Source organism: Anaerostipes sp. MSJ-23 (assembly GCF_018918155.1).
GTDB lineage: Bacteria > Bacillota > Clostridia > Lachnospirales > Lachnospiraceae > Anaerostipes.
In genome coordinates, this window is the sequence record NZ_JAHLPY010000006.1 from 19,523 (window position 1) to 45,917 (window position 26,395).

Here is a 26,395-nt window from a genome sequence, read left to right on the forward strand (position 1 = left end):
TACTTCTTTGCGATCATTGTACCATGGAATCTAATACACTGTCTAATCCTGAGTCTGAGTGAACAGGTATTCTTCTTTTGCAATTTTTATTTGATCTCCTTCTTTCAATTGATGTTTTTTTATTTTCTTTCCGTTAATCTTTGTTCCATTTGTAGAATCAAGATCTTCTATCCATACATTTTCATCTTTCAAAAAAAACTTCAAATGTCTTCGACTCACACCTGTCTTTTCAAGAATATAATCATTTCCCTCCAAAAGACTTCCAATCAAAAAGCCATCACAGGAAATGCAGATTTTTTCTTCATCTTCTTTTTTTGGTATCAGATAACCAAGTGGATCTTCCATTAATAATTCTGTTTTCTGATCGTCTTCTAACAATTGAGTTCTTTCTTCTTCCTGCAAAACAGAAATGTCATGAACTTTAGACCGCTTTGCACTTAACTTATAACAAAAATAGCACAAAGATCCAATAAAACATCCAAGCGCAATTATAAAACCAAGAACAAATTTATAATAAAATCCAAACAAAAAAATTCGAATTGCATATGAAATTGCAATTGCGATTGCAATCAAAAAAAGAAGTGCTGATAAAATCATGAAAGCCATATCTTTTTTCTTTCTTGGTTGTATTATTTCTTGTTTGATCTGTTCTTCTTCCTCTTGTTCTGGTAATTGCAGTTGTTTTAATTCCTTGGGCTGTGGCTTCAGATAATTTTTTACCTGTTCCATATTTGGTTTCTCTTTTACAAGGAAGCTATGAAACTCATAATAAAAACGCACTTTCTGTTTATCTTCATAAGAAATCATTTCCATACAATCTTCCAAAAACTGTCTTAATTGTTCAAAAATATTTTCTTCATATTCTGGAAGATAACAAAATACTGGTTTTTGATTTTTTGTCAGAAAAATAAAGTCCTTCTGAATTTTTAAATGATCTAGATTCAAAAGATAGGATTCTGCCAGTTCCATGGAAGAAAAAAAATCATAGAAAAAAGACCTCGGTTCTATCTCTTCTATTTTTTCTGTTAATGGTGTATAAATTCCAGTTTCAAAGCAATAATATTCTCTTCCATTTTCCATTCGGAATTCACAAGGAAGAAGACATTCCAAAGAGTGATTTTTTAAAATATTTTTTTCATAAGAAACAGAAGTTGTTTTCTCAACAATATAATAACTGGAAAGACCTTCCCTAATCCATTGCTCTTTCAATAACATTCCACCTCCTTATCTGGTCAATTTCTGTTAAATTATTTACTTTATAATTCCCCTTATAATAAAATGCCTTTATCTGAAATAATTCTAATAATTGTGTTCCCGGAATTTCCATATTTGCTGTCACATCTACTGTTATTTCCGAATCTGTACACTTTACTTTTACCTTTTCTACATTTTCCAAAAATAAATGCGTCTTTAAATTTTCTTCAATTTCCTCTTTTACCTTACCAGCATAATCATTCTTATTTGAAAATATTTCACCATACAGGCTTTCTTTATTCTTTTCCTTATAAGAAATCTTTCCTGTCTTATAATCATTTCCCATGGCTGTATCTGCTGCTTTTAATGCCACATTTTCCATCGTCCCACAAATAATTCCACAGTTCATAAAATAACAAGCATAAAATATAAATAGAAGAAAGATTGTAAATACTACTGGAAGCAGCAAGCTGGTTTCCACTGTGATATAACCATCCTCTAACGTCCACATCTCTGACAAGGTCCTAACCCTTTTATTTTGCTTTTGTCTTTCTGATATACTGTTCTTTTGAGACCACTGCATGTGATATCGGTATGATAGGCATCTCCTTCTTTTGCCACATACAAACATGAAATATCCTCCTTGTCTTTATGTTTTTTTGTACACTTCTCACACTCTTTGTATTTTGTTTTTCCAGATAAATATTTTTCTACATCATCATCTACGGAGATATCCAGAACAAGATGTGTACAATTAATATCTGTATGGTAAACACTTTGATTTGGTGTTACATATACAGTTCCTTCTACACTGTCATCTTTCTTTGGAACATATCCAGTCATTGACTTTTGACGAATTTTTTGTGTAAATGTTTTTGTGATTGCCGGAAGAAACGGCAATTCTTTTTTTATAGTATAAATTACCGTAGCTTCATATTCTCTCTGATCATTCAATGAAATCAAAGTAGAAAAAGGAAGCACGGCACTTCCACCAACAAGAGAAGAATGATCTAAAAATTTTTTATTCACACTATTTAAAAATCCAAGTTTTGAAATCTCCTTTGAAGCAAGCTGAATCTCCTTTCCCTTTTTCGAAGCCACATAATCATTTATCGCGGCTTGGCGTACAACTTCTTTCAATCCATGTGCAACCTGTCCATGAATCATCAGCATTTCTGCAGCCGATAAGACGAGCAATAAAACAAATAGAAATAATGGAACAACTAGACTTGCTTCAGCTGTCATAGCACCTTTTTCTGAGGCAGAAAAAGATGCCCTCTTGATTTTTCTGGTTCCTTGTTTATCATTTTGAGTTACCTTCATTGAGAAATATTTTTGGCAAGAGAACATCTCTTTCTGCCTCCTTCCTTTAATAAGATACTACCCTTTGAAACGTCCATTCCTGTTTTGCAGGTGTCGGTAGTTTCATTCCTCCAAATGCCAGTTTTCTAAGTTTTATATCTAGTTTCATCTGACAAGCAGCTACTGTCTGATTCATTTTAAAATCTGGTAATTTCTGCTTTACATTTGCTTCCATGAGATCCATCATTCTTTTGTATTTTTCCATCTTTTCAGCCTGCATAACCAAAAGCAGTCCAAGATAATCTTTATATGAAACTCCATTTTCTACCGGTTTCCTCTGACAGTTTAATCCTGCAAGCTGCGAAAATTCTAACTGCCATGTTGCCTCACTTTTTAAAAGCGGTACTTTCTTTCCTTCTGCAAGATTTCTTACATCAATCACAGACTCTCCATAAGCAAGTGCAAGCAGCAATAAATGTTTTGCTACTGTAATCAATGTCGGCATCGCAGTAATACCCAAAATAGAAGTGGCAAGCAACATCGCTTCTTCCTGAAATTTTGCATTTGTATACACATATGCTATATTTGTTACAAATCTAAGTGCAATGATTCTCCAGAATACAGAACCAAGATTATCTTTTTCCGTATCTTTTCCTGCAATCAAATATTCCACTTCATATTGCAACCCTTCCTTCTTTTCCTTCGATGTCAGATTATGAAAATATTGGACTCCATACATAATCCCTGGAAATTCTGAGACAAGACTTGGTGATTCTGTCTTTTTACTAAGTTCATTCATCTGATTTTTGCTATCTTCTTTCTCCATAAAATTCCAGGACTTTTGTTCAGACTCATCTTTTTTTCCATATTCTATTGGTACTGACAGTGAAGAAACTTCTTTTTGTCCAAGCACAAGGGAGACGGATCCCTGTCTCAATAATCCCATAAATCCTGTCCTTGGATCTTCTTTCTTTTTTTCTTCCTTCGCTTGTGTTTTTACTTTTTTCTTTTTTGTTTTCTCTTTCTTTTTTTCTTCTTCTTTCTTTTTTTCTTCCTCCTTCATTTTTTCTTCTTTTTCTTTGCTCTCCTTTTCTTCCTTATCCATCTTTTCTTGAATTTTTGGAATTTCTTTTCCGGACTCTTCCTTTTCTTTCCACTTTTCTTTCCATGCAGTCAAAAGATCCGCCGGCATTTGATATTTCATAAACTGCCGAATCTGATATTTCAAAACTTCTCCTTCTTCATCCGTTAGAAAAACATCATTAGATATCTGTGTATTCCCAACTTCAAATCGAAAAGTATCACGACTTTCTTCAAGACTCCTTTTTATTTTTTCTGTAAAATCTTTTTCTATTTCTTTTCTATACCTTTGGTCCATTCCGTAAACATGATACATTTCTTCTAGTTCTTTTTGATAATTACCGCGGGTATGGGAAAGCCCCGCCATATAGGCTCCCATTGCTTTCCCTTTTCCCACATACAAATACACACCTTCTACACAGATACTAATTAAAAGTAAAAATACAAGAAACAGGCTGGCAAGAAAGATACTCATACTTCCTCTTTCATCCCGTAAGATTCTTATCATTTTACACTTCCTGATTTTTCTGTAATTGTCTTGAAAATATTTTTTACTACTTTTTGAATATTAGACTGAAAAATAATAACCAAACCAATTAATACAACAATGATCAAAATAACTTCTACAACGCCCATTCCTGATTCATCTTTTAAAAAACTTCTCATGGTAATTTCCCTCCTATGAAAATGTGGACAATGCTGGAAACATTAACAATGTCAAAATAATAACCAGCATTAAGATCATTGGTGCCAGCAGTTTCGTACTCGCCTCCTCTCCCTGCTGTTTTGCATATTCCTTTCTTTCAAAAAAAGCATCCTCTTCTTCTGCTTTCAGGCGTATAAAAAGATCATCTGACCCTCTTGTAATACTCTGAGCAAGCATTGAGGAAAGCTTTCGGTAAGATGCTAAATCCAGCTGATCTCCCAACTCTTGAAAAACTTCTACTTGAGAAACCCCAAAGGAAATCTGCCGGCAGCATTTTCCTATTACTTCATAAACAAACATCGATCGTCCGCTTTTTTTATATTCTTTATAAATTTCTTCAAACACATTTGGTACACTCATTCCAATTTCCAAATACAAAACAAGTTTACTGATAATAATTGGGTATTCTCTGCGCGCTTCTGCCTTTACAACAATAGCCTGCTTTTTATAACGTTCATTTTCCCGGTACCATAAATACACAATAATAAAAATTCCAAGGAAAATGATGGTTGGAAATTTTTGATTCTCTCCTTCCACAGAAATTTTGTTTCCCTCTATTTCCTTTGGAATCGAAAATTTCTGTTTCGTTAAATTATTTTCTTCCATTTTTCTAATCATTGCCATAAGCTTATCTGCTTGTGTTACTTTTTTCTTTCCTTTCCTTGGAACGACACAAACTGGTGTCTTAAAAATTTCTTCTTGCCCTTGGCATTTCATTCTCGCTGTTATCCATACAATTACCGGACTTTTTACATCATCCAAAAAAACTTTACCTTCCGTATTAATTATGGTAAGATCATCACTTTCCCATTGAAGCTGTATATTTTCTCCAGGTATCTGCTCTGGCATATTCAGATTTTCTTTGACTTCATTTAAGGATTTATTATTTCCTTTTAAATACTTTTCTAAGTATTTCTTACCCCTTTTTAATACCTGTGTTATTTCACTTTTTTTATAACCTCTTGGACGAACTTCAAGTTGATAAGTTTCCTTTCCTTCTTTTGTTTTGATTTCAAGAGACTCTTCTTTTGCATCTTCCCCTCGATCATTTCTTGTAATTACAATTTCACGATCCTGCGTCACATATGCTACAGCCATTGCTGCCAAACCAATGATAAAAATAATAGCGAAAATAAGAACCTGACGAACTTGCCTGCACAGACTTTCTATTACCTGTTCCTCGAGCTGCTTTCTATTACCAGCAAATGAATTTTTAATTACTTTTTTTCGTTCCTCCACAAAAGTTTGCGGCAATTTTCCTACAATCTTTCTGGTCCATTTATGCTTCAATGGCCACCACCCTTTCTGCCCAAACATTCGCTACTGCCAAAAGCGCAAGACTTACCGTGGAAAGCAAAATTCCTGGAATACTTTCATAAAGATTTTCAAAATACCCTGGAGTCGCAAGTCTTACATATAGAAGAATTCCATAAGGCATAATCGACATAATTTTCTTTTCCATTCTCTTTGCTGCAGTCATCGTATCAATCTCTTCTTTAATTTGCATTGTCTGATTTAAATGATCTGCACTTTTCCCTATGATTTCAATTAAATTTCCACCATTTCTTCTGACAATCGATACAATCTCTGCAAACTGAGCAAGTTCTTCAAGCTGAATACGATCCGCCATAACAAGAAGCCTCTTATCGACAGGTTCATTAACTTTCAATGAAGTTGTTAACATTTCTAATTCTTTTACAAGCAAACTTTCGTCTTGTTGTTGCTGATGTTTCAATTCTGCACATGCCATTTTCAATGCATTTTCCATAGAATATCCAACAGAAAGTCCATTACTGATCAAAAGCATCATTTCCCTGAAATCTTTTCGAAGATTTTCTCTTTGCTTTTTGAATTTTTTCTTTCTTTGATATTTCATCCATGGAAACAAAAATGGAGCCATAAACATAATTAAGAAAATGCGATCATAAAATAACCAACAGATAAATAGTCCAAGCAATATGCCATATAACAATTGTTTTTTCTCATATCTCCACTGTCGAATCTCGTTGGGAAATTCTTTCCATAAGTGTTTCATAATTTGCATACTGTCCATACTCCTTTAACTTTCTTATGTTTTTAAGTTTCTTTCCAGTTTTCATATTTCCATTTTCATCAAGAAAAAATAAGGGACGTACTGCTATCTCTCCATCATAAATTTCACCAACTTCTACAATTTCCATCAATCTCCTTCTGCCATCGGGCAGTCTGCCAAGATGCACAATGATATCAATGGCTGAAGCCATTTGTCCACGAATTGCTCCTACCGGCATATCAATTCCCATAAGAACCATTGTTTCAATTCTTCGCAGCATATCTGCCGTTCCATTCGCATGACCAGTTGAGATACTTCCATCATGACCGGTATTCATAGCATTTAACATCGACAAAGCTTCTTCTCCTCTGACTTCTCCTACAATAATTCTGTCGGGTCTGGATCTAAGAGCTGCTTTAATTAAATCTTTCATGTCTACTTGATGTTCTCCAGCCACATTTGCATTTCTCATTTCCAGCCGAACCATATTTTCTATCCCATTCAATCGCAATTCTGCTGAATCCTCAATTGTCATAATTCTTTCATTTTTTGGAATACAATTCGATAGACCATTCAACAAAGTTGTCTTCCCACTCCCTGTTCCTCCAGAAATAAAAATGTTATATCTTGCCTGTACAAGAATCTTTAAAAACTCTCCAATCTCTCTAGAAAAAGCTTTTCTTTCATAAAGCCATTCTAAAGTCATTGGCTCACTTGCAAATTTTCGAATTGTCATCGTTGCTCCATCCAATGAAATTGGCGGCAAAATAATATTTACTCGAGAACCATCTTCCAATCTGGCATCTACAATTGGCTGCATTTCATTAACAATACGATTTGCTCTTGCTGCTATCTGTTGAATAACTTGATATAACTTGTCCTCACCAGAAAAGGCATGAGGATAACGAAACAATTTTCCACTCCGTTCAATGAAAATATGATCATATCCATTAATCATAATTTCTGTTACTTCCTCATCTTCCAAAAGATCCTGCAAAATATCTAACTTACGCAATCCATAAAATACATCCCGACTTAATTTTACTTTTTCCTCAAGAAGCATTGGATTGTTTCTGGAAACTTTTAAAATTTCTTCCTGAATCACATCCTGAAGTTCCTTATCTGTAATATCCATTGTAAAATCCAGACGTTCCATTACCTTATTTTTTATCCATTCCTTCATAATCCCTTTGCCACTTCCTTCATCGAACGATTTTTTCTTAATAATATTTCTTCCATCTTTCCACGACTTTTTCCTCCATAACGATTCGTCTGCTTTATAAAATTCAAATAAGCTTGTGTTTTTGTTTCCTGTTCTGTTACCGGAATATATACCTTGTCAAAAAGTGAGAAAAATACAGGTCCCGGAAGACAGGCTGTTCCAGCATCAATCACAAGCAAAATCTGTGCTTTACGAATTTCCTGAAAAAAATATTGAAAATCTTCTATAGAAAGTTGACGATAGTCCATATAACACCCAGCCCCTGGATAACCCATTACTCCCTCTAAAAGTTGTGCATGTGCGCGAAAATATTCTGCACAGTTTTCTTTTCGTTCACGTATCTGAAAAAGCAGCTCATCTGTTTCTTCCTCTTGTGCCATAAATCGATGATATGGTTGCATGCCAAGATACATCATTTCATATCTTTTAGCAATTTCCAAAGAAAGTTGCGTTGTTTCTATTCTAGAAGATGGAGAGTAAACCCCATAAATCATTGGTTCCTCCAAGCGCTGCATATTCATATAATCGTATAAATCTTTTGCAACCTGCGCTGCACTTGGAAAATTTTCATTCTGAATTCGATATGCAGGAACTTCTCCACAATAATGGGAAGACTCTGAAAGAATTAGACATTGAAACATTCCTTCTTGTTCTTTTTCATAGAGTTGTTCTTCATCTTCAAAAAAACAAACCGTCATCGGATATTGTTTCTGATGGTTTAAATACTCCATCAGCCGCTTGCCATAACGTTTATCCGGATGATAGATCCCAGTACAGATCTCTCTTTTCAGAACATCCATAACAGCATCCCTCCTGCATACATCGTAAGATAAGCCAAAAGAACTCCAACGGAAAAATGTAAATAAGCATCTTTGCTACTGCTAACCTGTACATTGTCATAGGAATGAATATGCCCTGATTTCAGGCATGTGGAAATGAAATGATAGAGATAAGAAAATCTCTGACGAAATGCTTTGTGCTGCCATAAAAAAATTGCGGCGTAAAGGCCATTCCAGAAAAATGACAACACGAGAAGCTGAATAACAAGTCTTCCTCCAAGCGGCATCCCGCACACCATAAGAAGTTTAACATCACCGCCTCCAAGCACTCCAAGATAAAAAAGTCCGATACACAAAATAAATGGAATTACTGTTCCCGGAAGAAGATCCTTTAATCGATATCCATAATAAAGACAAATACCTGCTGTAATCAGTGCACCTCCTCCCGTTAACAGATTTGGAATCTTAAAATCTCTCCAGTCAAAAAAGACCGCTGCAAATAAAAAAATAAACATCCATACAATCATGTCTCTTCCCTCCTCCTTTTTCCTTTGTTCCATTATTTTACATTTATTCCATATATTTGTCCATAGTTTTTTATGATTTTATTAAAAAAATACATTGTTCAATATTATGTAATCAAAATTCCTGCTACATATAAAACTACAATCCCTGGAATTCCAAGCAGTGCTCCTGTTCCAATTGAAAAAAGATTTACATCTACCGGTGCATGAATTCCATTCTTGACACATAACACACGAATTCCGTAAATCAAAATAGAACATAAAGTTCCTCGGACAATCAAAATCAAAAGATACGCTGGATTTTTATAAATTCCAAACATGACGCATAACATACAACCAATTGCCATGACATAAAATAACATTTCATTTTGTTCCATAAAAAAATCCCTCCTTATGTAATCCTATGTTACATAAGAAGGGATATTCTCTTCTAATTTATGAAAATAGTGAAGATAGCCAATGAATAACTGTTCGTAACCAACTGGAAATTTTATCAAGAATTCCCTGACTTCCTCCAAGCTGGTCATAGATATCTTTTGCTTGTTCTTTTAATTTGTTTACATTCAAATCCAAATCTGAAATTTTATCCATCAAATCCTGTATCTTCTGACGATCTGTATCTGACAAATTGATATTTAAATCTTTTGCCGATTCATTAATTGCATTTTTAATATCTGAAGAAGAAGTTAGATTGCCTTCTGCTACCTTTTGTTTTACATCGGCAATTAGTTTTTCTGCATCATCAGAACCTATATTTTTTGCAACTTCTCCTGTTGTGACAAGCTCATCATTTGCAGCATCCTTGCTCTTCTGCGAGATCTTCTTTCCTGTCATTTCCTCATATGCTTTCATAACGCCAACCAATGCAGCTGTTCCAGAAATCTTAAATGGTCCGGCTACTTTTACATCTGCATTTTCAACACCGGCTGTTACCAAGGCATTTCGATACATTCCAGATGTACAAAAAGATATATTTTCAGTTGAAACATTAACTCCACTTCCATCCGATGTCTGTTCTACAGTAACTGAAGATAACGCTCTACTTCCAATCACACTCTTTGATAAATAAGAATCCAGATATTTGTGTTCTTCCTGATTGGTAATCTTTACTACCTGATACTCTCCAATATCATCTACACCCAGCAGATCCAAAACCTTCTTTTTGTCCGTCGTACTTAAATCAGCTCCCAGCGCTAAATACTTCTGCGTACTGTCTGCTTTTGTAGTGACACATGGCAATGCCATTAAGATACAAAGTCCTAAAGCAAGAACTCTTGCAAATATTTTTCTCATGACTCTTTCCTCCTTTGTGCTCCTAGTGTACCATATTTTGTGGTACAAATTTGTTTCAAATTACTTATTTTTTTCTTACGAATTTCCCATCCACATAATATTCCAAAAATAATAAAACCAACGATACTAATCAAAATTCCTTCTTTAAATCCAGGAGAAACATATCGAAGTTCTATTTTATGTGTTCCCTTAGAAACTGGAACGCTTAAAAAGGCGTCCCCGATTGCTTTTGTTTTTACTTTTTTCCCATCTACATAAGCAGTCCATCCTTTATCATATGAAATAGAGAAAAATGCCATCCCATCTTTTTCCATATTAATTGTACCCTGAATGTTCGAACTCTTTTGTTTTGTAATATGAAATGCTTGTGCTTCCATCTCGCCATGAAGATCACTTAATACATCTTCGTGAAGCTCTGCCAATGTCAGACGCATAACGCCTTCTTCTTTTTCTTCCTTTAGCTGCACTTTCACTTGAATCTCATCTCCTTCTTTCAGATTTCCAAGATAAAGAATCTGCGAATTCAATCTCCCTGTCATAATCTGATCTCCGTTTTTTTCAATGATTGTATTTTCTGCCCGACTACAATCAAAATGAAGATATAATTGCTTTTGTTTTTTTACATTAATTGTAAAAACAAGATTATCCGGTCTTGCTGTCACTTTGTCAAAAACATACTCTCCGCCTCCATTATCTGATGTAATCTTGCACCCATTCACTTCTGGTTTTTTCGTATCCACCATTTGAAATAGATCAGAAATCCCATAAGCTCGTTGAATCAGATCATTTTGTACATAAAACGGATTTACATCCTTATAATCCCATGAAGTTATTTTAGAAGACATTCCATATCCAATCGCTGTAGTATATGGATTTTTATAAACAGAAACGTCTCCAACAGAATCTGCAATTTCAAAGGATGTCGGACGCATATCTTGTGGTCGATACAACTGGTATTTTATGGAAAATAAATTATTTGTAAACGGCGTTGCACCTTCATATAAATACTCATTTACACCGGTATAAAATCCAAGTTTATCCATAAGATCTACCATTTTCCCGCGTGCAGTAGAACCGAATAATGTCACACAATTTAATGTATGCCAAATACTCTCATCTAACATTTTCCCGCTAGCCAATTCCATTCTCTTACTGATATCATCATTACCGCCATAGGTTTCCTTAATCTTGGCAATCGATTTTGTATCATTAAAATAATCATTCACATCAATGGTTCCATTCGATGAAAATCCAAGAAATGCCATCGCTGTCATTTCGACAATCAATCCCATACAACTTAAAGCCATACACACTTTTCGATGAAGAATTTTTCTTTCATACAAAAAGAAAAAAAGCACATAAGCAATCGCAACAACTGCAGTTATATAAACAGTATTCATTTTGGGATGTGTTTTGGTTGTGTATAATGCTATTGCCATAATAAAAAATAAAAGGCCAAGGCTGATATACATCTTCTTCGCCTGTCTTCGGCTCCTATTAACTGCCAGAATATATCCATCATAGGCCATAGAAAGAAGCAGAAAAATATAAACAAATGCAAAACGATTTGGAATTCCATACTGATTATGAAATCCATGCCATATATAACCAGGCACTGGCATATTAAAACTAAAGAATAAAATTGCCAATAGACATAATCTGCGAATTCTTATGCTTCGTTTGATCTCTTTCGATACAAGATAAAAAAGGGCCATTAATAACGTGAAAATCCCACAATATAAATTAATTTTTGAGTCATCTACCGACATTGTTAACGGTTTGGTCCCAAGAAATTGTCTAGTAAAAATATCACCAAATGTTCCATACCATAATTCTTTCGGGAAATCCCATTTTGCCGAAGATGTCTGCATAATTCCAAGATAAGCTGGTAATAAAGCGGCAGCTGCCATTGCTGCTGAAAGTAACGAATATACTGCAAACCGAAATCCATTTTTTATAAAATCTATGATATTTTTATGTTCATAAAAAATATACCATAAAACTAAAAACAAACAGGTCATAAACGACATATAAAAATTGCACCATAGAGAAAAAAACAATGCCGCACAATATAATTTTCCATTCCCGCATGTTACCATTTTATCAAAACCATATAAAATAATCGGTAATAAAATCATTACCTCAAGCCACATAATATTCCAGCTATATCCAACAATGTAACTTGAAAACCCATAAGCCATTCCAAAAGCGATGATCGAAAGATCATCTTTTTTCATCCGTTTATAAAAATAAAATGCTGCCGTGAAACAGCAAAGAGAAATCTTTACAATATACAGATGACTTAAAACCATATTTAACATCGTTTTTGGGAAGAAAACTATCATAAGATTTAATGGACTTGCTAAATAATAAGCCCATAAACCAAGGAAATTATAACCAAGCCCTGCATGAAAAGAATAAAAAAAGCTATCTGCAGAGCGCAATTTTTCATGATAATCTGCAAAAAATGGCAAATATTGATGAAGTGCATCCACAATCAAAAACGATTGACTTCCAAAAGGCTCTACTTTCATAATAATTGCAATAAGTTCCATTAATAAAAATGGAAGAACAAATGCTCCAATTAAAAATTTATGTCTTTTTATTTTATCTGTCATTTTTCCACTCCCTGACTCTTCGATTGATTTCTATCATCATATGATAACGTTTTCGTATCATAGAAATTATCGAACCATGGGTTAGATCCGTGACATTTTCTCCATGTCTTCGATAATAAATCAATGGTTCTTCTAAAAAAACCACTGTTCCAAGCTGTTCCTCTAAAAGGCCAATCCACTGATCATGAATCCATATCTTATCCGGAATTGGAAGAATCTTTTTTAATGTTTTTCTTCTTACTGCCATGCAACATCCAATATAAGAATTCTTTCTCATATTTTTCCAAAATCCAACGCCACTATCTCTCCATTGAAAAGTTGTCTGTCCTGTCAGATTTAACTGTTCATCCACAATTTCTCCATTATGAACAACTGCACTTACTCTTGGATTTCCAAATGCCTGTTTTACTATTTCTACTTTATTTTTTTTCCATACATCATCCTGATCAGCAAGAAAGATCAGATCTCCTCTACAATTTCGAAATGCATTTTCAAAATTTTTTACAACTCCTTTTCCCGGCCCAAGAACCAGTTTGATTCGAGAATCTTTATCACTCCATTGTCTCAGGAGTTCTTCAGAACCATCACTGGCATCATCGATAGAAATAACAAGCTCATCCTGTTTTTCCAAATTATCCAGGATTGAGCTTATTTGTTCATCCATATATTTTTTCCCGTTATAAAAGGCCATTGCAACTGATATCATATCGATTTTCCTTTCCTTGTCGTTGATTTTCTTGAAATATTATAGCATATCTTATATAATAAGGCTAAGACAAAGGCGTCATAAAGAAAAGGGCGTATTTGCGCCCTTTTCTTTTTGCTTTTTTCTTACAGGGAGTAATGTCCACTGTATACTCACATAATTTATGACTTTAAGGAGGAAACAAAATGTCATATGTAGATGAAGTGATCGAGCAGGTAATTGCTCAGAATCCAGCTGAACCTGAATTTCATCAGGCTGTAAAAGAAGTTTTAGAATCATTAAGAGTCGTTGTGGAAGCAAATGAAGAAGCTTTCAAAAGAGATGCTTTGTTAGAACGTCTTGTTAATCCAGAACGTCAGATCAAATTCCGCGTACCTTGGGTTGACGACAATGGACAGGTTCACGTAAATACAGGTTACCGTGTTCAGTTCAACAGTGCTATCGGACCATATAAAGGTGGTTTAAGACTTCACCCTTCTGTAAATCTTGGTATTATCAAATTCTTAGGTTTTGAACAAATCTTCAAAAATTCTTTAACAGGACTTCCTATCGGTGGTGGTAAAGGTGGTTCTGACTTTGATCCAAAAGGAAAATCTGATCGTGAAATCATGGCCTTCTGTCAGAGCTTTATGACAGAACTGTGCAAATACATCGGTGCTGATACTGACGTTCCTGCCGGTGATATCGGAACTGGTGCAAGAGAAATCGGTTACATGTTTGGTCAGTATAAGAGAATCCGCGGACTCTATGAAGGAGTTTTAACAGGTAAAGGATTATCTTATGGTGGATCTTTAGCACGTACAGAAGCTACAGGATATGGTCTTCTTTATTTCACAGACGAAATGTTAAAATGCAATGGAAAGAGTATCAAAGGCGCTACTGTTGCTGTTTCTGGATCTGGAAACGTTGCAATTTACGCTACAGAAAAAGCTCAGCAGTTAGGTGCAAAAGTTGTTACTGTTTCTGATTCCACAGGATGGATCTATGATAAAGATGGTATCGATGTTGCATTATTAAAAGAAGTAAAAGAAGTAAAACGTGCCCGTTTAACAGAATACGCTGCTGCACGTCCAAGCGCTGAATACCATGAAGGAAGAGGCGTATGGTCTATTCCTGTTGATGTTGCTCTTCCATGTGCAACTCAGAATGAATTACATTTAGAAGATGCAAAACAGTTAGTAGCAAATGGATGCTTCGCAGTTGCCGAAGGTGCTAACATGCCTACTACATTAGAAGCTACAGAATACTTACAAGAACAAAACATCCTGTTTGCTCCTGGTAAAGCAGCTAATGCTGGTGGTGTTGCTACTTCCGCTCTTGAAATGTCTCAGAACAGCGAAAGATTAAGCTGGAGCTTTGAAGAAGTTGATGGAAAATTAAAGAATATCATGATTAACATTTTCCATAACTTAGATGACGCTGCAAAACGTTATGGAATGGAAGGAAATTATGTAGCTGGTGCTAACATTGCAGGATTTGAAAAAGTTGTAGATGCAATGACAGCTCAGGGTATTGTTTAATCCTCATTTGATCATTCATTTATGTCATATGTGTAGTATGTATAGAGTATAAGTATTAAGAAAAAGCGGAGATTTTGGATTCTATCCTATCTCCGCTTTTTCTACTGTTTAATTGCTTTTTGTGTCCTTATCACCGGTGACCTCAGAATCTGAATAATCAATGGAATTACCATAATAAACCATACAATCGGCTCTGCCACGATAACACCTGTATAACCAAGCCATGGCACAAGTGTTGCAGCAATGACAATCTTTCCTACCATTTCCAAAGTACTCGATACAAGTGGTGTAATATGATCTCCAATTCCTTGCATCACATTTCGAATAATACAAATTAGTGCTGTTACATAATAAAAAATGGTATCAAACTTCAAATAATTCGAAGCATTGATAATGACTGACTGTCGATGACTTCCAGTTACCATATAAACAAGTGCCGGCCCGATTGTAAAACTTACGATCATCATACCGGTACTCCAAATACAAGTATAGAGAATCGATAATTTCATTCCTTTTTTAATTCGATCTATTTTCCCTGCTCCCATATTTTGTCCACAAAACGTTGCCATCGTCTGGCCAAATACACTAAACATAATCATAAACATCTCCGTGATCTTACGCGCAGCTGTGTGTGCCACAATAATATCCTGTCCAAGTCTATTGATCGCTGTTTGTAACGTCAGTGAACCAATATTTATGAGAGAACTCATAAATCCCATAGATAATCCGGAACTTAGCATATGTTTTATCATCTTTGCTTCTGGCTCTTTAAAGTCCTCTTTCTTTAATCGCAATAACTCATATTTATGTACCATATAAAAAGCACAGATGACCAGCGCAATCAATTGTGCAAGAACTGTTGCCGCTGCTGCTCCCCATGTCCCCGTTTTTAAAACTGCAACAAAAAACAAATCCCCCACAATATTCAAAAACACAGATAATGCCAGAATCAGCAATGGTGTAATCGTATCTCCGATCGCACGCATAACTGCCGCCAAAATATCATAAAACATCGTCACCCATAATCCTGCAATAATAATCATGATATACTGTTTGGCCGTAGAAAATAAATTTTGCGGAACATTCAGAAAATGGAGAATTGGATTGATAAAACCTACCCCTATCACAATTAAAATAACAGAAATTATAATTCCAAGAACAATTGATGCTGCAAAAGATTTTCTCAAACCTTTATAATCTCCAGCTCCAAAACGCTGTGCAGTAATAATCGCAAATCCATTGGCTAATCCAAGAAGAAATCCAACAATCAAATTACTAATTGTACTCGTTGCTCCAACCGCCGCCAATGATTCCTCTCCAAGGAAAGAACCAACAATTCTTGTATCCGCTAAACTGTATGTAAGCTGCAAAAGATTTCCAAAGAAAATTGGCAATGCAAAGGCAAGAATAATCTTCGATATATTTCCTTTTGTTAAATCTTTCATTCTGAAAAATCCTCCAGCTTCCAGAGACTTCCACTTTCATCCATTCTTACAAAAGTACCCTCATCAATTTCTCTTTCATATAACAATGGATCTTCCATAAAAATGACCGTTTCTCCTTCTACTCCATCTTCTCTTAAAAATACACGATCCATAACAGCCTGACCTTCTGAACGTCCCTCACATCCAAAATCTGGTTCCTCAATTCTTAATACACAATACTTTTTTTCCACAATAATCCCCTTTCTTCTATTATATATATGTTTTATTTAGCCAGTGAACGATTTTTATTTTACCACTCGTTCGCTAGCGAATCAATTTGAAATCTTATTTTAAACATCATCTAAATGTTGTTTTATAAATTTCAGAAATGCACGTGCCGCTGGTGAAATTGCTTGAAGGGATGGAACCGCAATTCCAATTTCCACGTACTCCTTTGGTTCAATAGAACGAAAGACAACATCTCCTTTTAATGTCTGTGTGCTCACTCCATTTACAATTGTAATTCCAAGCCCTGCTTCCACCATTGCCATTGCAGAAATCATATCCCGACACATAAAATGATCTTGTACAATAATATGATTTTTTTCCAAACATCTAGAATTATCTGTTTCTTTCTGCGGGTAGATTTCAATAAATGTTTCTTCATTAATACAGCTCAATGGAATGGTTTTTTCTTTTGCTAATTTATGGTTTTTTGCAATCATAAACTGTAATTCATCTTTCTTTAATGGTATCCAATCATGGTCTCCATCCCTCCAACTAATAATACAAAAATCACATTTATGCTGTCGGATAGCCTCTGTTAATTCTGAACTCGTTCCTTGTAAAGTAGCAAATTCAATTTCCGGATATTTGTTTTCAAAAAGTGCGATCAATTTTGCAATACGACGTAAATACATTCCATAAGAAACTCCTATTGTAATTGTTCCTTTTTTTAATCCATGAATGGACTCTACGGTCTGTTCATAACAGTCTGCATGATACACAAGTTCTCTCATAATTGGTAAAAGTTGTTCACAGTCTGTTGTTGGAATTACACCTTTTCTGCTTCTCTTGAGCATCGAAAATCCTGTCTCTGCTTCCAACGCTGCCAGCATTCGACTAATCCCAGAGGTTGTATACTCAAGGCGTTCCGCAGCCGCTGTAATCGATCCAAGTTCTATCGCACATAACAATGCCTTACATTTTTCTGTTTCCATTTTCCTCTCCTTTCCTTGACAAATCATCAAGGTATCTTTGATATAATATCTCTTTTATCAATCATAAAAGGGACTTATAATACTTGTCAAGGAAAGGATAATGACAGAAGCCGAAACGGACAACTTGCAATATGATATTGTCATTATCTAATCCTTGCGACATTTCCAAAAAGAAATGTTTTTGGAAACCAGCAGTCTTGTGCAGTATACAGATTACTTCTGTCAGTGCTGATTTTTAATATATATATAAATTAAGAGATCCAATGCTCCTAAATATCCTTTCTTTCCTTAAGGATTTGGGGACTGCTCCCCACCCAATCGGATCTCTTTTACAACCACCTGAATATAGGAAAAACCTAACAGAAATAATCGCTCAATTTTAAACCCAAACATTGAAACTGACCTTTCCTATCATTTAGGATTTACTAGAGATTAACTCTCTACTATATACTGATGCTGCACAGACAAGTTCTGGCCCTTCAAAAAAAACAAAAAGACTTCAGAAATTATTTTTATTTCTGAAGTCTTTTTACAATTCTTTTCCTACCACTTATTTCCCTGTTTCATCCGTTTAATTACTTTCAGTCTTGTAAATTCTTCTCTTTCCTTTTCCTCCAATTCATTGGAAATCTTATATACAAGAGCTGTGTAAGTTGGAATTGTAATATTTTTAAGAGCATTGGCTCTTTTTTGTGTTTTCTTAATACTGGTCGCCAGACGATAAGCTGCATTCTCTACCATAGAAAGTTTGATGGTTAGATCTTTTACTTGGCGAAATGCTTCCCTTGCGATATCAATAGATTCATAAGTATCACTTAATGAATATGTCAGGTTATTTTCCTTTGCATCGTATTTTACATGAGGAATTTCCGTCCCCATAATACTTCGTGTCTGTATCTGGATTGATTCTTCAATTGGCACCGTATAAGCAAGCTGCTCTACTTTGCTGATTCCATGTTCAATATTTGCCCTCTGCAGACATGCATAAGCTCTTGTAAATGTTGTATCAATCTGTTCTTGTATATCTTTTGCTTCATCAATCAAGCTCATAAGCTCCCGGATTAAAATATTCCGTTTTTTATCCATCAGCTCATAGCCCTGTTTTGAAAGGGCCAGGGAGTTCTTAGCAAGAATTAGATTTCCTTTCGTTGGGAATTCTCGTGGATCCATATAATTCCCCCTTTACTCATCCTTATCTTGTGGCAGATATTTTTCAATAATCTTCGTATCGATACGATCAAGTTCTTCTCTTGGGAGAATCTTTAAAAGCTCCCATCCAAGATCGAGTGTCTCTGTCATCGTTCGATTTTCATCATGCCCCTGTCCAATATAACGTTCTTCAAACTGCTTTCCAAATTCCAAATATTTTTTATCAATTGGAGAAAGTTCATCCTCTCCAATAACTGACGCTAGATTTCTTGCCTCTCCTACTTTTGCATATGCTGAAAATAATTGGTTGGCAAGGTCTTGATGATCCTCTCTTGTATACCCCTCTCCAATACCATCCTTCATCAGACGTGACAAAGATGGCAATACGCTAATTGGCGGATAAATCGACTGACCATTTAAGTTGCGATCCAAAACAACCTGTCCTTCGGTAATGTACCCAGTTAAGTCAGGGATTGGATGCGTGATATCATCATTTGGCATTGTAAGAATTGGAAGCTGTGTGACAGATCCCTCCGCTCCTTCGATGATTCCTGCACGTTCATATAAAGTTGCCAATTCACTGTAGAGATATCCTGGATACCCTTTTCTTGATGGAATCTCTCCTTTAGAAGAAGAAACTTCTCGCATTGCTTCTGCAAAAGATGTCATATCCGTTAAAATAACAAGGATATGCATATCACAGTCAAATGCTAAATATTCTGCTGCAGTCAGGGCAACTTTTGGCGTAATCAGTCGTTCTACTACTGGATCATTTGCCAGATTTAAAAACATACATACATGATCTGCAACACCACTTTCTTCAAATGTTTTCTGGAAGAAATCCGCCACATCATGTTTAACACCCATTGCTCCAAACACAACTGCAAACGGCTCATCAGATCCATCACCCAAGGATGCCTGTTTTACAATCTGTGCAGCCAATTGATCATGCGGAAGTCCATTTCCTGAAAAAATCGGAAGCTTCTGTCCACGAATCAATGTTGTTAACCCATCAATTGCAGAAATTCCTGTTCGAATATAATTCCTTGGATATCGCCTTCTGACTGGATTTAACGGAAGTCCATTTACATCTCTTCGAAGATCAGAAATTAGAGGACCAAGTCCATCAATTGGCTTTCCAATTCCATTAAAGGTCCGTCCCAGCATATCTGGTGCCAAGGTTACTTCCATTGGATGTCCCGTCAATCTTGTACGAGTATTGCTCAAGGACATGTTTTCTGTTCCTTCAAATACCTGAATAATTGCTTTATCTTCATAAAGCTCTATGATTCTTCCTATCTTTTTTGTATTACCTTCTACTGTAAATTCGACAATTTCATCGTAAAAGGCATCCTGTACGCCCTCCAGAACCACAAGAGGGCCATTGATACTGCTTAATCCTAAATATTCTATTGCCATATCATTACCTCCTATGCGTTCTTTTCAAGTACCGCGTCATAAAAATCATCAATCTCTTGCCGATACAAGTCAAGCATCTGAAGATTATCATTTGGAACATCATATTTGATTGCAATGACACGTTCAAATATATGCTCCGCTTTTAAGACACTCATTGGCATTCCTCTTGCCACAAGTTCACGGCTTTTTTGATAAAGATACAAAATAATTTCCATCATTTTAAACTGTTTTTCCATCGAAACACATGTATCATCTTTATGAAATGCATTTTGCTGTAAAAACCCAAGACGAATAACTTTTGCAATTTCAAGTGTTAGTTTCTGATCATCTGGAAGCACATCTCCCCCAATCAATTTTACAATTTCCATCAAACTATTTTCTTGATTTAAAATTGCCATAAAACGATTTCGATCATCGACAAATTTTGGAGATACATGATCTCTATACCATCCTCCAAGGTCAATTAAATATTCACTATAACTGGTCAGCCAATGAATCGCTGGAAAATGCCTTGCATAGGCAAGGGATTTATCAAGTCCCCAAAAACATCGTACAAAACGTTTGGTATTCTGTGTAACTGGTTCGGAGAAATCGCCTCCCTGTGGAGAAACAGCACCAATAATCGTAACAGATCCATCCGTTCCATTCAGATTATGCATCATACCGGCTCTTTCATAAAAGCCAGATAATCTGGATGCTAAATAAGCTGGGAAACCTTCTTCTGCCGGCATCTCTTCCAGTCGTCCGGATAATTCTCTTAGGGCTTCTGCCCATCTAGATGTAGAATCCGCCATAATTGCAACATCATATCCCATATCCCGGTAATATTCCGCTAGTGTTAATCCTGTATAAATGGATGCTTCTCTCGCTGCAACTGGCATGTTGGATGTATTAGCAATCAATGTTGTACGATCCATCAGCGGATTCCCACTTCTTGGATCAACCAACTGGGAAAATTCTTCCAAAACCTGTGTCATTTCATTTCCACGCTCTCCGCAACCGATATAAATAATGATATCCGCATCTGACCATTTTGCAATCTGGTGCTGTGTCATTGTCTTTCCGGTACCAAATCCCCCTGGAATTGCTGCTGTACCGCCTTTTGCAATTGGAAACATCGTATCAAGAATTCTCTGTCCAGTAATTAATGGAACACTTGCCGGAATACGACTCCTTGATGGACGCGCTACACGAATCGGCCAACGCTGCATCATTGTCAATTCTTTTTCTGTTCCATCTTCCAATTCCAATGTTACAATATGGTCTTTGATCGTATATTTTCCATTCTGTGCTGCAAAGGTAACCGTTCCACTCAATTCTGGGGGAACCATACATCTGTGCACAATAGCTCTTGTCTCTTGGACTTCTGCAATTACATCTCCTCCATGAAGAACTTCTCCTGGCTTCACAGTTATGGTTGTATCCCAAAGTTTTTCCATATCCAAAGAATCAACACTGATACCGCGTGTAATAAAAGCCCCCGCACTTTCTGCAATTCTCTCTAATGGGCGCTCAATTCCATCAAAAATATTATCAAGAATTCCTGGTGCCAATGTTACAGATACTGCCTCTCCAGTTGCCTCAACAATTTCACCTGGTCGAAGTCCTGAAGTTTCTTCATAAACCTGTATCGTCGTACGGTCTTTATCTAGAGAAATAACCTCTCCAACCAGTTTTTCCTTCCCTACATATACCATCTCGGACATTTTAAATCCAGTGTCTCCTTTCAGGTAAATGACAGGACCATTGATTCCATAAATTTTTCCGGTCTTACTCACCTGTGGCACCTCCCTTGAAAGTAAATTCCTGATATTCCTTTTCCAGAGCACCTTTAAATGAATGATCAATCAAAATATTTCGTCCTGGAATTACCGAACGGACCCCACCAATAAAATCTTCTTCACTGACTGTGATTGTCATTCCCGTATATTTTTCCAAATCATCTTTTTTATCCTGATCGGATGAATTAATGTAAATTGTCAGTGGCTGACCATCCGCAAATCTAGCTGCTTTTGTAATATAAGATATCAGAAGTTTTTTATAGTCTTCCGTCTGCATATACTCTTTTATCAATTCAAGTACTTCTTGAAACAGTTCATTTTTTAAATTATTCTGTACCTGGCCAAGTTCTCTTCGGATTTTTATTTGACCTTTAGAAACAACTGTATTAAGTTTTTGTCTTGCCGACGCAGTTTCTGTTTTAATTCTTGTATCTGCCTGCATGGAAGCTTCTTGCTTATGAGTTTCAAAAACATTTTCCAGTGCCTTCTGATGTCGTCTGATAATTTCATTTCCCTGACTTCTGGCCTCTTCCATCGCTGCTTCTTGTATATGTGTAATTTTTTCTTCGATTGTCAACTGGGTCACCTTCTTTCTGCCTCCAGCTATTATAATTTTAAGCCAATTGCTTCATTGACATAGGAAGTAATAAAGTTCTTCTTTCTTCCAGTACCATGCCGATCTGGGATTTCAATCAATAGCGGCATCTGCCGTTCTAGTTTGATCTCATCAATTAAATCCGGAAATTCTCTTCCGAATTTTTCCGTCAAAAGAACAATTCCTATGGATGTATCATTCATTGCCTTCTCCAGTGCTTGCCGGAGCTCTTCTTTTTCATGAACAACAATGCCATCAACACCTGCCAGGCGCATTCCGGTCAGTGTATCTACATTATCACTGATTAAATACATTTTCATAAAACCACTTCCCGATCTAACCTAATTTACCGATGATCATGAAAGAGATGATCAGTCCGTATAAACACACACCTTCTGCCAAACCTACGAAGATTAAAGATTTACCAAGAGCACTCGGATCCTCACTAATTGCACCAAGTGCTGCACTGGCTGCACTGGCAACAGCGATACCACCACCAACACAAGAAAGTCCCGTTGATAATGCAGCTGCAAGATATCCAAGTCCTGTTGACATACCACTATCTGCACTTGCTTGTGCTGCCTGTACTGGATTGCTCACAAACAACATGACCCCTGCGACCACAAAAATTCCAAAGAAGAATAATACGTTGTATGCGAGACTTTTTTTATATCGTTTTTTTGTTCTATCTCCTCTTAAAAAATATCCAAATGGAATCAGAATACTTAAAATTAATGCTGCGATGATTGATAATTTGATTGCTAATGTCATATTGATACCCTCCTAGTTTAATTTATTTGCATGATTGTTAAATGGATGGAATTCCCGTCCAGATCCTTGATAAAAACGACTGAACATTTCATAATATTCTAAACGCAATACCTGAATACCTACGACTAATCCTTCCAGCGCACAAACAATGATGTTTCCTAATACAATGACGATCCAATTGGGAGTTCCTGCTCCATCTGTAATTCCTCCAAGCATCAAAACGACTTCCATCATTGCCGCATGACTAACAGCGAATGCTCCAATACGTACAAAAGAAATCGTATTAGAGAAAAAACTTAACATTGTTTCAAATAATTCAAAAAATCCCTGAACAAAAAACATTCCAACTCCGCTTTCTGTTTTTGGTTTTTTACCTTCTACTAACTGTCCAAGAGGTTCTTTCAGAAAGAATAAAATCACTGGGATTCCAAGGAAAATGGCCAACATAATATTTCCCGGAGTTTTATGTCCTGTCATATATAATACAATTGTCAGAACAAGGAATCCATAAAAGACAAGTCCTGCGACTCCATTTGGACCAAACAACATATTTTCTTTATCTCCGCGTTTTTTTGCATTAATAATCTGGAAAATCATGGCCAAAAGAATTAGGCCCATTCCAAAAGCTACCGCTACAATAAAGACAGTATTCAATTGACCGACAAATGGAAGATTTATCATAGCATGCATTGGTGAAAGCCATAAGGGTTTAATAATGGTTCCCTCAAACCCAAAAAAGCTTCCGAACATAAAGCCAAAGAAGGTGGAAAAAATGCCTGCAATTGATATAATGCCTGCAAGATTCATTTTCTTTGTTTTATATAAAATACCACCGCCAATAAACAAACATAATCCCTGTCCGACATCTCCAAACATCGCTCCAAAAATAAATGTGTACGTCAATGCAACAAAAATGGTAGGATCCATTTCGTTGTGAGATGGAAGACCATACATTCGTATAAACATTTCAAATGGTTTGAAGAATTTTGGATTTTTTAATTTGGTTGGTGGTTCCCCAAAAAATTTTTCTCTTCCTTCTTCTTCTACAATGGTAATACGATCATCATCTTTCGTCTCTTCTATAAAAGCTTTTACATCATCTTCGCTCATCCAACCACACAAAATGTAATAATCTTCTTGTTCATTTTCCAGACGCGCTGCCATCTTTCTTACATCAAAATTATTGGACATTTCTTCCAGAAGATATCTTGCTCCAAGAAGTTTTGCCGCATGTCCAGATAAAAATTCTCCAATTTGTTTCTGAAGATCTTCGCTTTGCTGGTCAAGCAGCTCCATTCTTCTTTTCAAACTCCTACAGATTTCTGCCGGCATTCCCTCATAGTCTTCTGGCACATCCATCTTTTCAAAATGAAGGGAACGGAATGCAGAATCAATCTTTCCCGTTTCCTTATGTGCAGAAAAATAACATCCGTAGACATAGTTTTCATCTCTCGTTCCTTCTAAAAAAATTGCATTCAGATCATCAAATAAATACTTTTCGAGTTTCTGATAATAATCAACAGCAATTCTTCCAAACCTTACTTTCATATAACGGTACTGAAAGACCTCTTTCAAATTTAGCTCCAGAGGTTGAAACGGTTCCAATTCATGATATTTTTCCAGAAGCTCTTCTTTTTGTTTCTTTAATTTTTCCTCTTTACTTTTTAAATCTAAATAATCATGATTTAGATCTCGAATCATATTAATAATTTCATCCTCTGATAAAGATGTATCCATCGGTACCGAAGGATCTGGCAACATTGCCACATACTGTTCTGCTTTTGCCAATGGTTCTTTATATGGATTTAGATCCATAAATGGCAAAAGATTATCGGTTGTTTTCAGTTCTGTGATCGCATTTTCCAGCTGCATTTCGTACTTTGATAAATACTTACTGCTTACCCGGTCAATATCTGTGCGGGGACCAGAAATGCTTAAAAATTTCATCTTTACAATCATCGGGCATTACCTCCTTGATGTCCGGAGTCCTCTATCAAATACTGAAGGGTCTCCCTTTCCGACAAACCATAACGAACGCATTCCAGCGCGGTGGTAATTTTATAAATTTCCTCCTCCTTTAAAAATAAATACTGGTGAATGCTGGCCAGTGAATATGGATGATTCCGATAAGATACTGTTAAAATATGTCTCAAACACTCATTTACAATATCTTCCACATTATGCTGCTCATCCAGCTGATACTTCCGCCCATAAAATGTTTCATTCAAACGACGGAAAAATTCTTCCACAGACGGTGCTTCTACCAAGTCTTTAAACTCCTGATTTCCAAGACGATACTGAATTGGAATAAGCAAATTATAAATATCTGGTGCAAGCATATGATAATATTTTTTTGCTCTATAAATCCATTGCAAATTCAACAAATCAATCTTAGTTCCAAGTTCTTTTGTCAGTGTTTCCTTATCACTTTTATTCCATGCACCTTTGCGTATTTTCCACATCATGGAAAAATAATACAAATCCAATGCTAAATCATAATCAAATAATGTTGAAGCTCCGGATTCCCGAATTCTTGCCAGCGGTGGATAATATTCTGTATTTTTCAAATGATCCACAAGATCATCAATATTTTTTGACATGATTAGCTGATCAATCTTAATATCAGAATATCTATCAAAAAAAGGTTTTTTATAATTCAGATCAAATGGTGCATTATAATGATTAAAAACAATTCTCAAACAATATTTAATTAAATCCACTTCATATCGTTTCATAAAAGATCTCAAAAACTCTTTCTGCTTCATATTAGCAAATCGATATAGCCTTGTATAATCGTCATAAAGAGACTGCACTAGAATCTTTTCAATATTTCCTCTGTGGTAAAGCGATTCATCCATGTGATCGATCAAACTGCCATAGGACCTGGTCTCTCTCAAATATTGTATAATATCCGTCACTGTTCTCATAGACGCCAGGCTTTTATAATCCTCTGGCTTTAGCAACTTGGCGCGCATCGCACAGACTTTGGTTACAATTCCGCTATATTCCATTACGTTGTTCATCATAACCTTGCCTCCTGATGTTCTAAAATTAAGAGTT

At 35.8% G+C, this 26,395-nt stretch carries 26 protein-coding genes; 1 reads left to right on the forward strand and 25 read right to left on the reverse strand.

Annotated elements, in window-relative coordinates:
• Positions 1–42: 42 nt before the first annotated feature.
• The 14 genes from KQI71_RS05910 to KQI71_RS05975 all read right to left on the reverse strand — a co-directional run bounded on the left by KQI71_RS05910 (position 43) and on the right by KQI71_RS05975 (position 13,456).
• Positions 43–1,215: a DUF6382 domain-containing protein gene (locus KQI71_RS05910; RefSeq protein WP_216435004.1), complete on the reverse strand. Its 1,173-nt coding sequence runs from the start codon at positions 1,213–1,215 to the stop codon at positions 43–45.
• The gene (locus KQI71_RS05915; protein ID WP_216435005.1) at positions 1,190–1,705 is read right to left on the reverse strand and encodes a TadE family protein; all 516 of its coding nucleotides are present in this window, start codon (positions 1,703–1,705) and stop codon (positions 1,190–1,192) included. The genes KQI71_RS05910 and KQI71_RS05915 overlap by 26 nt, the downstream gene beginning before the upstream one ends.
• Positions 1,693–2,544, reverse strand: coding sequence for a pilus assembly protein (locus KQI71_RS05920; protein WP_216435006.1), 852 nt, complete (start codon positions 2,542–2,544; stop codon positions 1,693–1,695). Before KQI71_RS05920 ends, KQI71_RS05915 begins: the two co-directional genes overlap by 13 nt.
• Positions 2,545–2,563: 19 nt before the next feature.
• Positions 2,564–4,084 carry a DUF5702 domain-containing protein gene (locus KQI71_RS05925; protein WP_253287961.1) on the reverse strand — a complete coding sequence of 507 codons (1,521 nt, stop codon included), beginning with the start codon at positions 4,082–4,084 and terminating at the stop codon, positions 2,564–2,566.
• On the reverse strand, positions 4,081–4,242 hold the full coding sequence (locus KQI71_RS05930; protein WP_216435007.1) for a Flp1 family type IVb pilin: 162 nt from the start codon (positions 4,240–4,242) through the stop codon (positions 4,081–4,083). Before KQI71_RS05930 ends, KQI71_RS05925 begins: the two co-directional genes overlap by 4 nt.
• 13 nt (positions 4,243–4,255) lie before the next feature.
• A complete protein-coding gene (locus tag KQI71_RS05935; RefSeq protein WP_253287962.1) occupies positions 4,256–5,572 on the reverse strand; it encodes a secretion protein F in 1,317 nt (438 codons plus the stop codon).
• Complete coding sequence (locus KQI71_RS05940) at positions 5,562–6,326, reverse strand: type II secretion system F family protein (RefSeq protein ID WP_216435009.1); 765 nt, start codon at positions 6,324–6,326, stop codon at positions 5,562–5,564. The genes KQI71_RS05935 and KQI71_RS05940 overlap by 11 nt, the downstream gene beginning before the upstream one ends.
• The gene (locus tag KQI71_RS05945) at positions 6,265–7,497 is read right to left on the reverse strand and encodes a CpaF family protein (protein ID WP_216435010.1); all 1,233 of its coding nucleotides are present in this window, start codon (positions 7,495–7,497) and stop codon (positions 6,265–6,267) included. The genes KQI71_RS05940 and KQI71_RS05945 overlap by 62 nt, the downstream gene beginning before the upstream one ends.
• Positions 7,494–8,336: a hypothetical protein gene (locus KQI71_RS05950; protein WP_216435011.1), complete on the reverse strand. Its 843-nt coding sequence runs from the start codon at positions 8,334–8,336 to the stop codon at positions 7,494–7,496. Before KQI71_RS05950 ends, KQI71_RS05945 begins: the two co-directional genes overlap by 4 nt.
• Positions 8,324–8,842 (reverse strand): prepilin peptidase, encoded by a 519-nt coding sequence (locus KQI71_RS05955; RefSeq protein ID WP_216435012.1) that lies wholly within the window; start codon positions 8,840–8,842, stop codon positions 8,324–8,326. Before KQI71_RS05955 ends, KQI71_RS05950 begins: the two co-directional genes overlap by 13 nt.
• Before the next feature lie 104 nt (positions 8,843–8,946).
• Positions 8,947–9,216, reverse strand: coding sequence for a pro-sigmaK processing inhibitor BofA family protein (locus KQI71_RS05960; RefSeq protein WP_216435013.1), 270 nt, complete (start codon positions 9,214–9,216; stop codon positions 8,947–8,949).
• A gap of 58 nt (positions 9,217–9,274) precedes the next feature.
• Positions 9,275–10,132, reverse strand: coding sequence for a DUF1002 domain-containing protein (locus KQI71_RS05965; RefSeq protein WP_216435014.1), 858 nt, complete (start codon positions 10,130–10,132; stop codon positions 9,275–9,277).
• Positions 10,129–12,750, reverse strand: coding sequence for a YfhO family protein (locus KQI71_RS05970; protein ID WP_216435015.1), 2,622 nt, complete (start codon positions 12,748–12,750; stop codon positions 10,129–10,131). Before KQI71_RS05970 ends, KQI71_RS05965 begins: the two co-directional genes overlap by 4 nt.
• The gene (locus tag KQI71_RS05975) at positions 12,740–13,456 is read right to left on the reverse strand and encodes a glycosyltransferase family 2 protein (protein WP_253287963.1); all 717 of its coding nucleotides are present in this window, start codon (positions 13,454–13,456) and stop codon (positions 12,740–12,742) included. The genes KQI71_RS05970 and KQI71_RS05975 overlap by 11 nt, the downstream gene beginning before the upstream one ends.
• Positions 13,457–13,641: 185 nt before the next feature.
• On the opposite strand from KQI71_RS05975, the gene gdhA reads away from it, so the two are divergent.
• Complete coding sequence (gene gdhA / locus KQI71_RS05980) at positions 13,642–14,976, forward strand: NADP-specific glutamate dehydrogenase (RefSeq protein ID WP_216435016.1); 1,335 nt, start codon at positions 13,642–13,644, stop codon at positions 14,974–14,976.
• A 101-nt stretch (positions 14,977–15,077) separates the two neighbouring features.
• Here the strand turns inward: gdhA and KQI71_RS05985 are convergent, their stop codons facing one another.
• The 11 genes from KQI71_RS05985 to KQI71_RS06035 all read right to left on the reverse strand — a co-directional run bounded on the left by KQI71_RS05985 (position 15,078) and on the right by KQI71_RS06035 (position 26,358).
• Entirely contained in the window at positions 15,078–16,421 is a 1,344-nt protein-coding gene (locus tag KQI71_RS05985) for an MATE family efflux transporter (RefSeq protein ID WP_216435017.1), read from the reverse strand.
• Entirely contained in the window at positions 16,418–16,651 is a 234-nt protein-coding gene (locus KQI71_RS05990; RefSeq protein ID WP_216435018.1) for a hypothetical protein, read from the reverse strand. Before KQI71_RS05990 ends, KQI71_RS05985 begins: the two co-directional genes overlap by 4 nt.
• Before the next feature lie 99 nt (positions 16,652–16,750).
• Positions 16,751–17,620 (reverse strand): LysR family transcriptional regulator, encoded by an 870-nt coding sequence (locus KQI71_RS05995; RefSeq protein ID WP_216435019.1) that lies wholly within the window; start codon positions 17,618–17,620, stop codon positions 16,751–16,753.
• A gap of 543 nt (positions 17,621–18,163) precedes the next feature.
• Entirely contained in the window at positions 18,164–18,790 is a 627-nt protein-coding gene (locus KQI71_RS06000) for a V-type ATP synthase subunit D (protein WP_216435020.1), read from the reverse strand.
• A gap of 12 nt (positions 18,791–18,802) precedes the next feature.
• Positions 18,803–20,188, reverse strand: a complete 1,386-nt coding sequence (locus KQI71_RS06005) for a V-type ATP synthase subunit B (protein ID WP_216435021.1) — start codon at positions 20,186–20,188, stop codon at positions 18,803–18,805.
• A gap of 11 nt (positions 20,189–20,199) precedes the next feature.
• Entirely contained in the window at positions 20,200–21,966 is a 1,767-nt protein-coding gene (locus tag KQI71_RS06010) for a V-type ATP synthase subunit A (protein WP_216435022.1), read from the reverse strand.
• Positions 21,959–22,555 (reverse strand): V-type ATP synthase subunit E, encoded by a 597-nt coding sequence (locus KQI71_RS06015; RefSeq protein ID WP_216435023.1) that lies wholly within the window; start codon positions 22,553–22,555, stop codon positions 21,959–21,961. The genes KQI71_RS06010 and KQI71_RS06015 overlap by 8 nt, the downstream gene beginning before the upstream one ends.
• A 20-nt stretch (positions 22,556–22,575) precedes the next feature.
• Complete coding sequence (locus KQI71_RS06020) at positions 22,576–22,884, reverse strand: V-type ATP synthase subunit F (protein WP_216435024.1); 309 nt, start codon at positions 22,882–22,884, stop codon at positions 22,576–22,578.
• A 16-nt stretch (positions 22,885–22,900) separates the two neighbouring features.
• Entirely contained in the window at positions 22,901–23,335 is a 435-nt protein-coding gene (locus tag KQI71_RS06025) for an ATP synthase subunit C (protein WP_216435025.1), read from the reverse strand.
• A gap of 12 nt (positions 23,336–23,347) precedes the next feature.
• Positions 23,348–25,294, reverse strand: a complete 1,947-nt coding sequence (locus KQI71_RS06030; RefSeq protein ID WP_216435026.1) for a V-type ATP synthase subunit I — start codon at positions 25,292–25,294, stop codon at positions 23,348–23,350.
• Positions 25,291–26,358 (reverse strand): V-type ATPase subunit, encoded by a 1,068-nt coding sequence (locus tag KQI71_RS06035; protein WP_216435073.1) that lies wholly within the window; start codon positions 26,356–26,358, stop codon positions 25,291–25,293. Before KQI71_RS06035 ends, KQI71_RS06030 begins: the two co-directional genes overlap by 4 nt.
• Between the last annotated feature and the right edge of the window lie 37 nt (positions 26,359–26,395).

Excerpts from the sequence above, each read along its gene's own strand:
- KQI71_RS05995 (WP_216435019.1), bottom strand. The coding sequence starts at position 17,620 with ATGGAAACAGAAAAATGTAAGGCATTGTTATGTGCGATAGAACTTGGA.
- KQI71_RS06025 (WP_216435025.1), bottom strand. The coding sequence starts at position 23,335 with ATGACATTAGCAATCAAATTATCAATCATCGCAGCATTAATTTTAAGT.
- KQI71_RS05920 (WP_216435006.1), bottom strand. The coding sequence starts at position 2,544 with ATGTTCTCTTGCCAAAAATATTTCTCAATGAAGGTAACTCAAAATGAT.
- KQI71_RS05940 (WP_216435009.1), bottom strand. The coding sequence starts at position 6,326 with ATGCAAATTATGAAACACTTATGGAAAGAATTTCCCAACGAGATTCGA.
- KQI71_RS05915 (WP_216435005.1), bottom strand. The coding sequence starts at position 1,705 with ATGTGGACGTTAGAGGATGGTTATATCACAGTGGAAACCAGCTTGCTG.
- KQI71_RS05955 (WP_216435012.1), bottom strand. The coding sequence starts at position 8,842 with ATGATTGTATGGATGTTTATTTTTTTATTTGCAGCGGTCTTTTTTGAC.
- gdhA (WP_216435016.1), top strand. The coding sequence starts at position 13,642 with ATGTCATATGTAGATGAAGTGATCGAGCAGGTAATTGCTCAGAATCCA.
- KQI71_RS05945 (WP_216435010.1), bottom strand. The coding sequence starts at position 7,497 with ATGAAGGAATGGATAAAAAATAAGGTAATGGAACGTCTGGATTTTACA.
- KQI71_RS05930 (WP_216435007.1), bottom strand. The coding sequence starts at position 4,242 with ATGAGAAGTTTTTTAAAAGATGAATCAGGAATGGGCGTTGTAGAAGTT.
- KQI71_RS05910 (WP_216435004.1), bottom strand. The coding sequence starts at position 1,215 with ATGTTATTGAAAGAGCAATGGATTAGGGAAGGTCTTTCCAGTTATTAT.
- KQI71_RS06005 (WP_216435021.1), bottom strand. The coding sequence starts at position 20,188 with ATGGCAATAGAATATTTAGGATTAAGCAGTATCAATGGCCCTCTTGTG.
- KQI71_RS06020 (WP_216435024.1), bottom strand. The coding sequence starts at position 22,884 with ATGAAAATGTATTTAATCAGTGATAATGTAGATACACTGACCGGAATG.
- KQI71_RS06030 (WP_216435026.1), bottom strand. The coding sequence starts at position 25,294 with ATGATTGTAAAGATGAAATTTTTAAGCATTTCTGGTCCCCGCACAGAT.
- KQI71_RS05960 (WP_216435013.1), bottom strand. The coding sequence starts at position 9,216 with ATGGAACAAAATGAAATGTTATTTTATGTCATGGCAATTGGTTGTATG.
- KQI71_RS05970 (WP_216435015.1), bottom strand. The coding sequence starts at position 12,750 with ATGACAGATAAAATAAAAAGACATAAATTTTTAATTGGAGCATTTGTT.
- KQI71_RS05965 (WP_216435014.1), bottom strand. The coding sequence starts at position 10,132 with ATGAGAAAAATATTTGCAAGAGTTCTTGCTTTAGGACTTTGTATCTTA.
- KQI71_RS05975 (WP_253287963.1), bottom strand. The coding sequence starts at position 13,456 with ATGATATCAGTTGCAATGGCCTTTTATAACGGGAAAAAATATATGGAT.
- KQI71_RS06000 (WP_216435020.1), bottom strand. The coding sequence starts at position 18,790 with ATGGATCCACGAGAATTCCCAACGAAAGGAAATCTAATTCTTGCTAAG.
- KQI71_RS05985 (WP_216435017.1), bottom strand. The coding sequence starts at position 16,421 with ATGAAAGATTTAACAAAAGGAAATATATCGAAGATTATTCTTGCCTTT.
- KQI71_RS05950 (WP_216435011.1), bottom strand. The coding sequence starts at position 8,336 with ATGGATGTTCTGAAAAGAGAGATCTGTACTGGGATCTATCATCCGGAT.
- KQI71_RS05925 (WP_253287961.1), bottom strand. The coding sequence starts at position 4,084 with ATGATAAGAATCTTACGGGATGAAAGAGGAAGTATGAGTATCTTTCTT.
- KQI71_RS06035 (WP_216435073.1), bottom strand. The coding sequence starts at position 26,358 with ATGAACAACGTAATGGAATATAGCGGAATTGTAACCAAAGTCTGTGCG.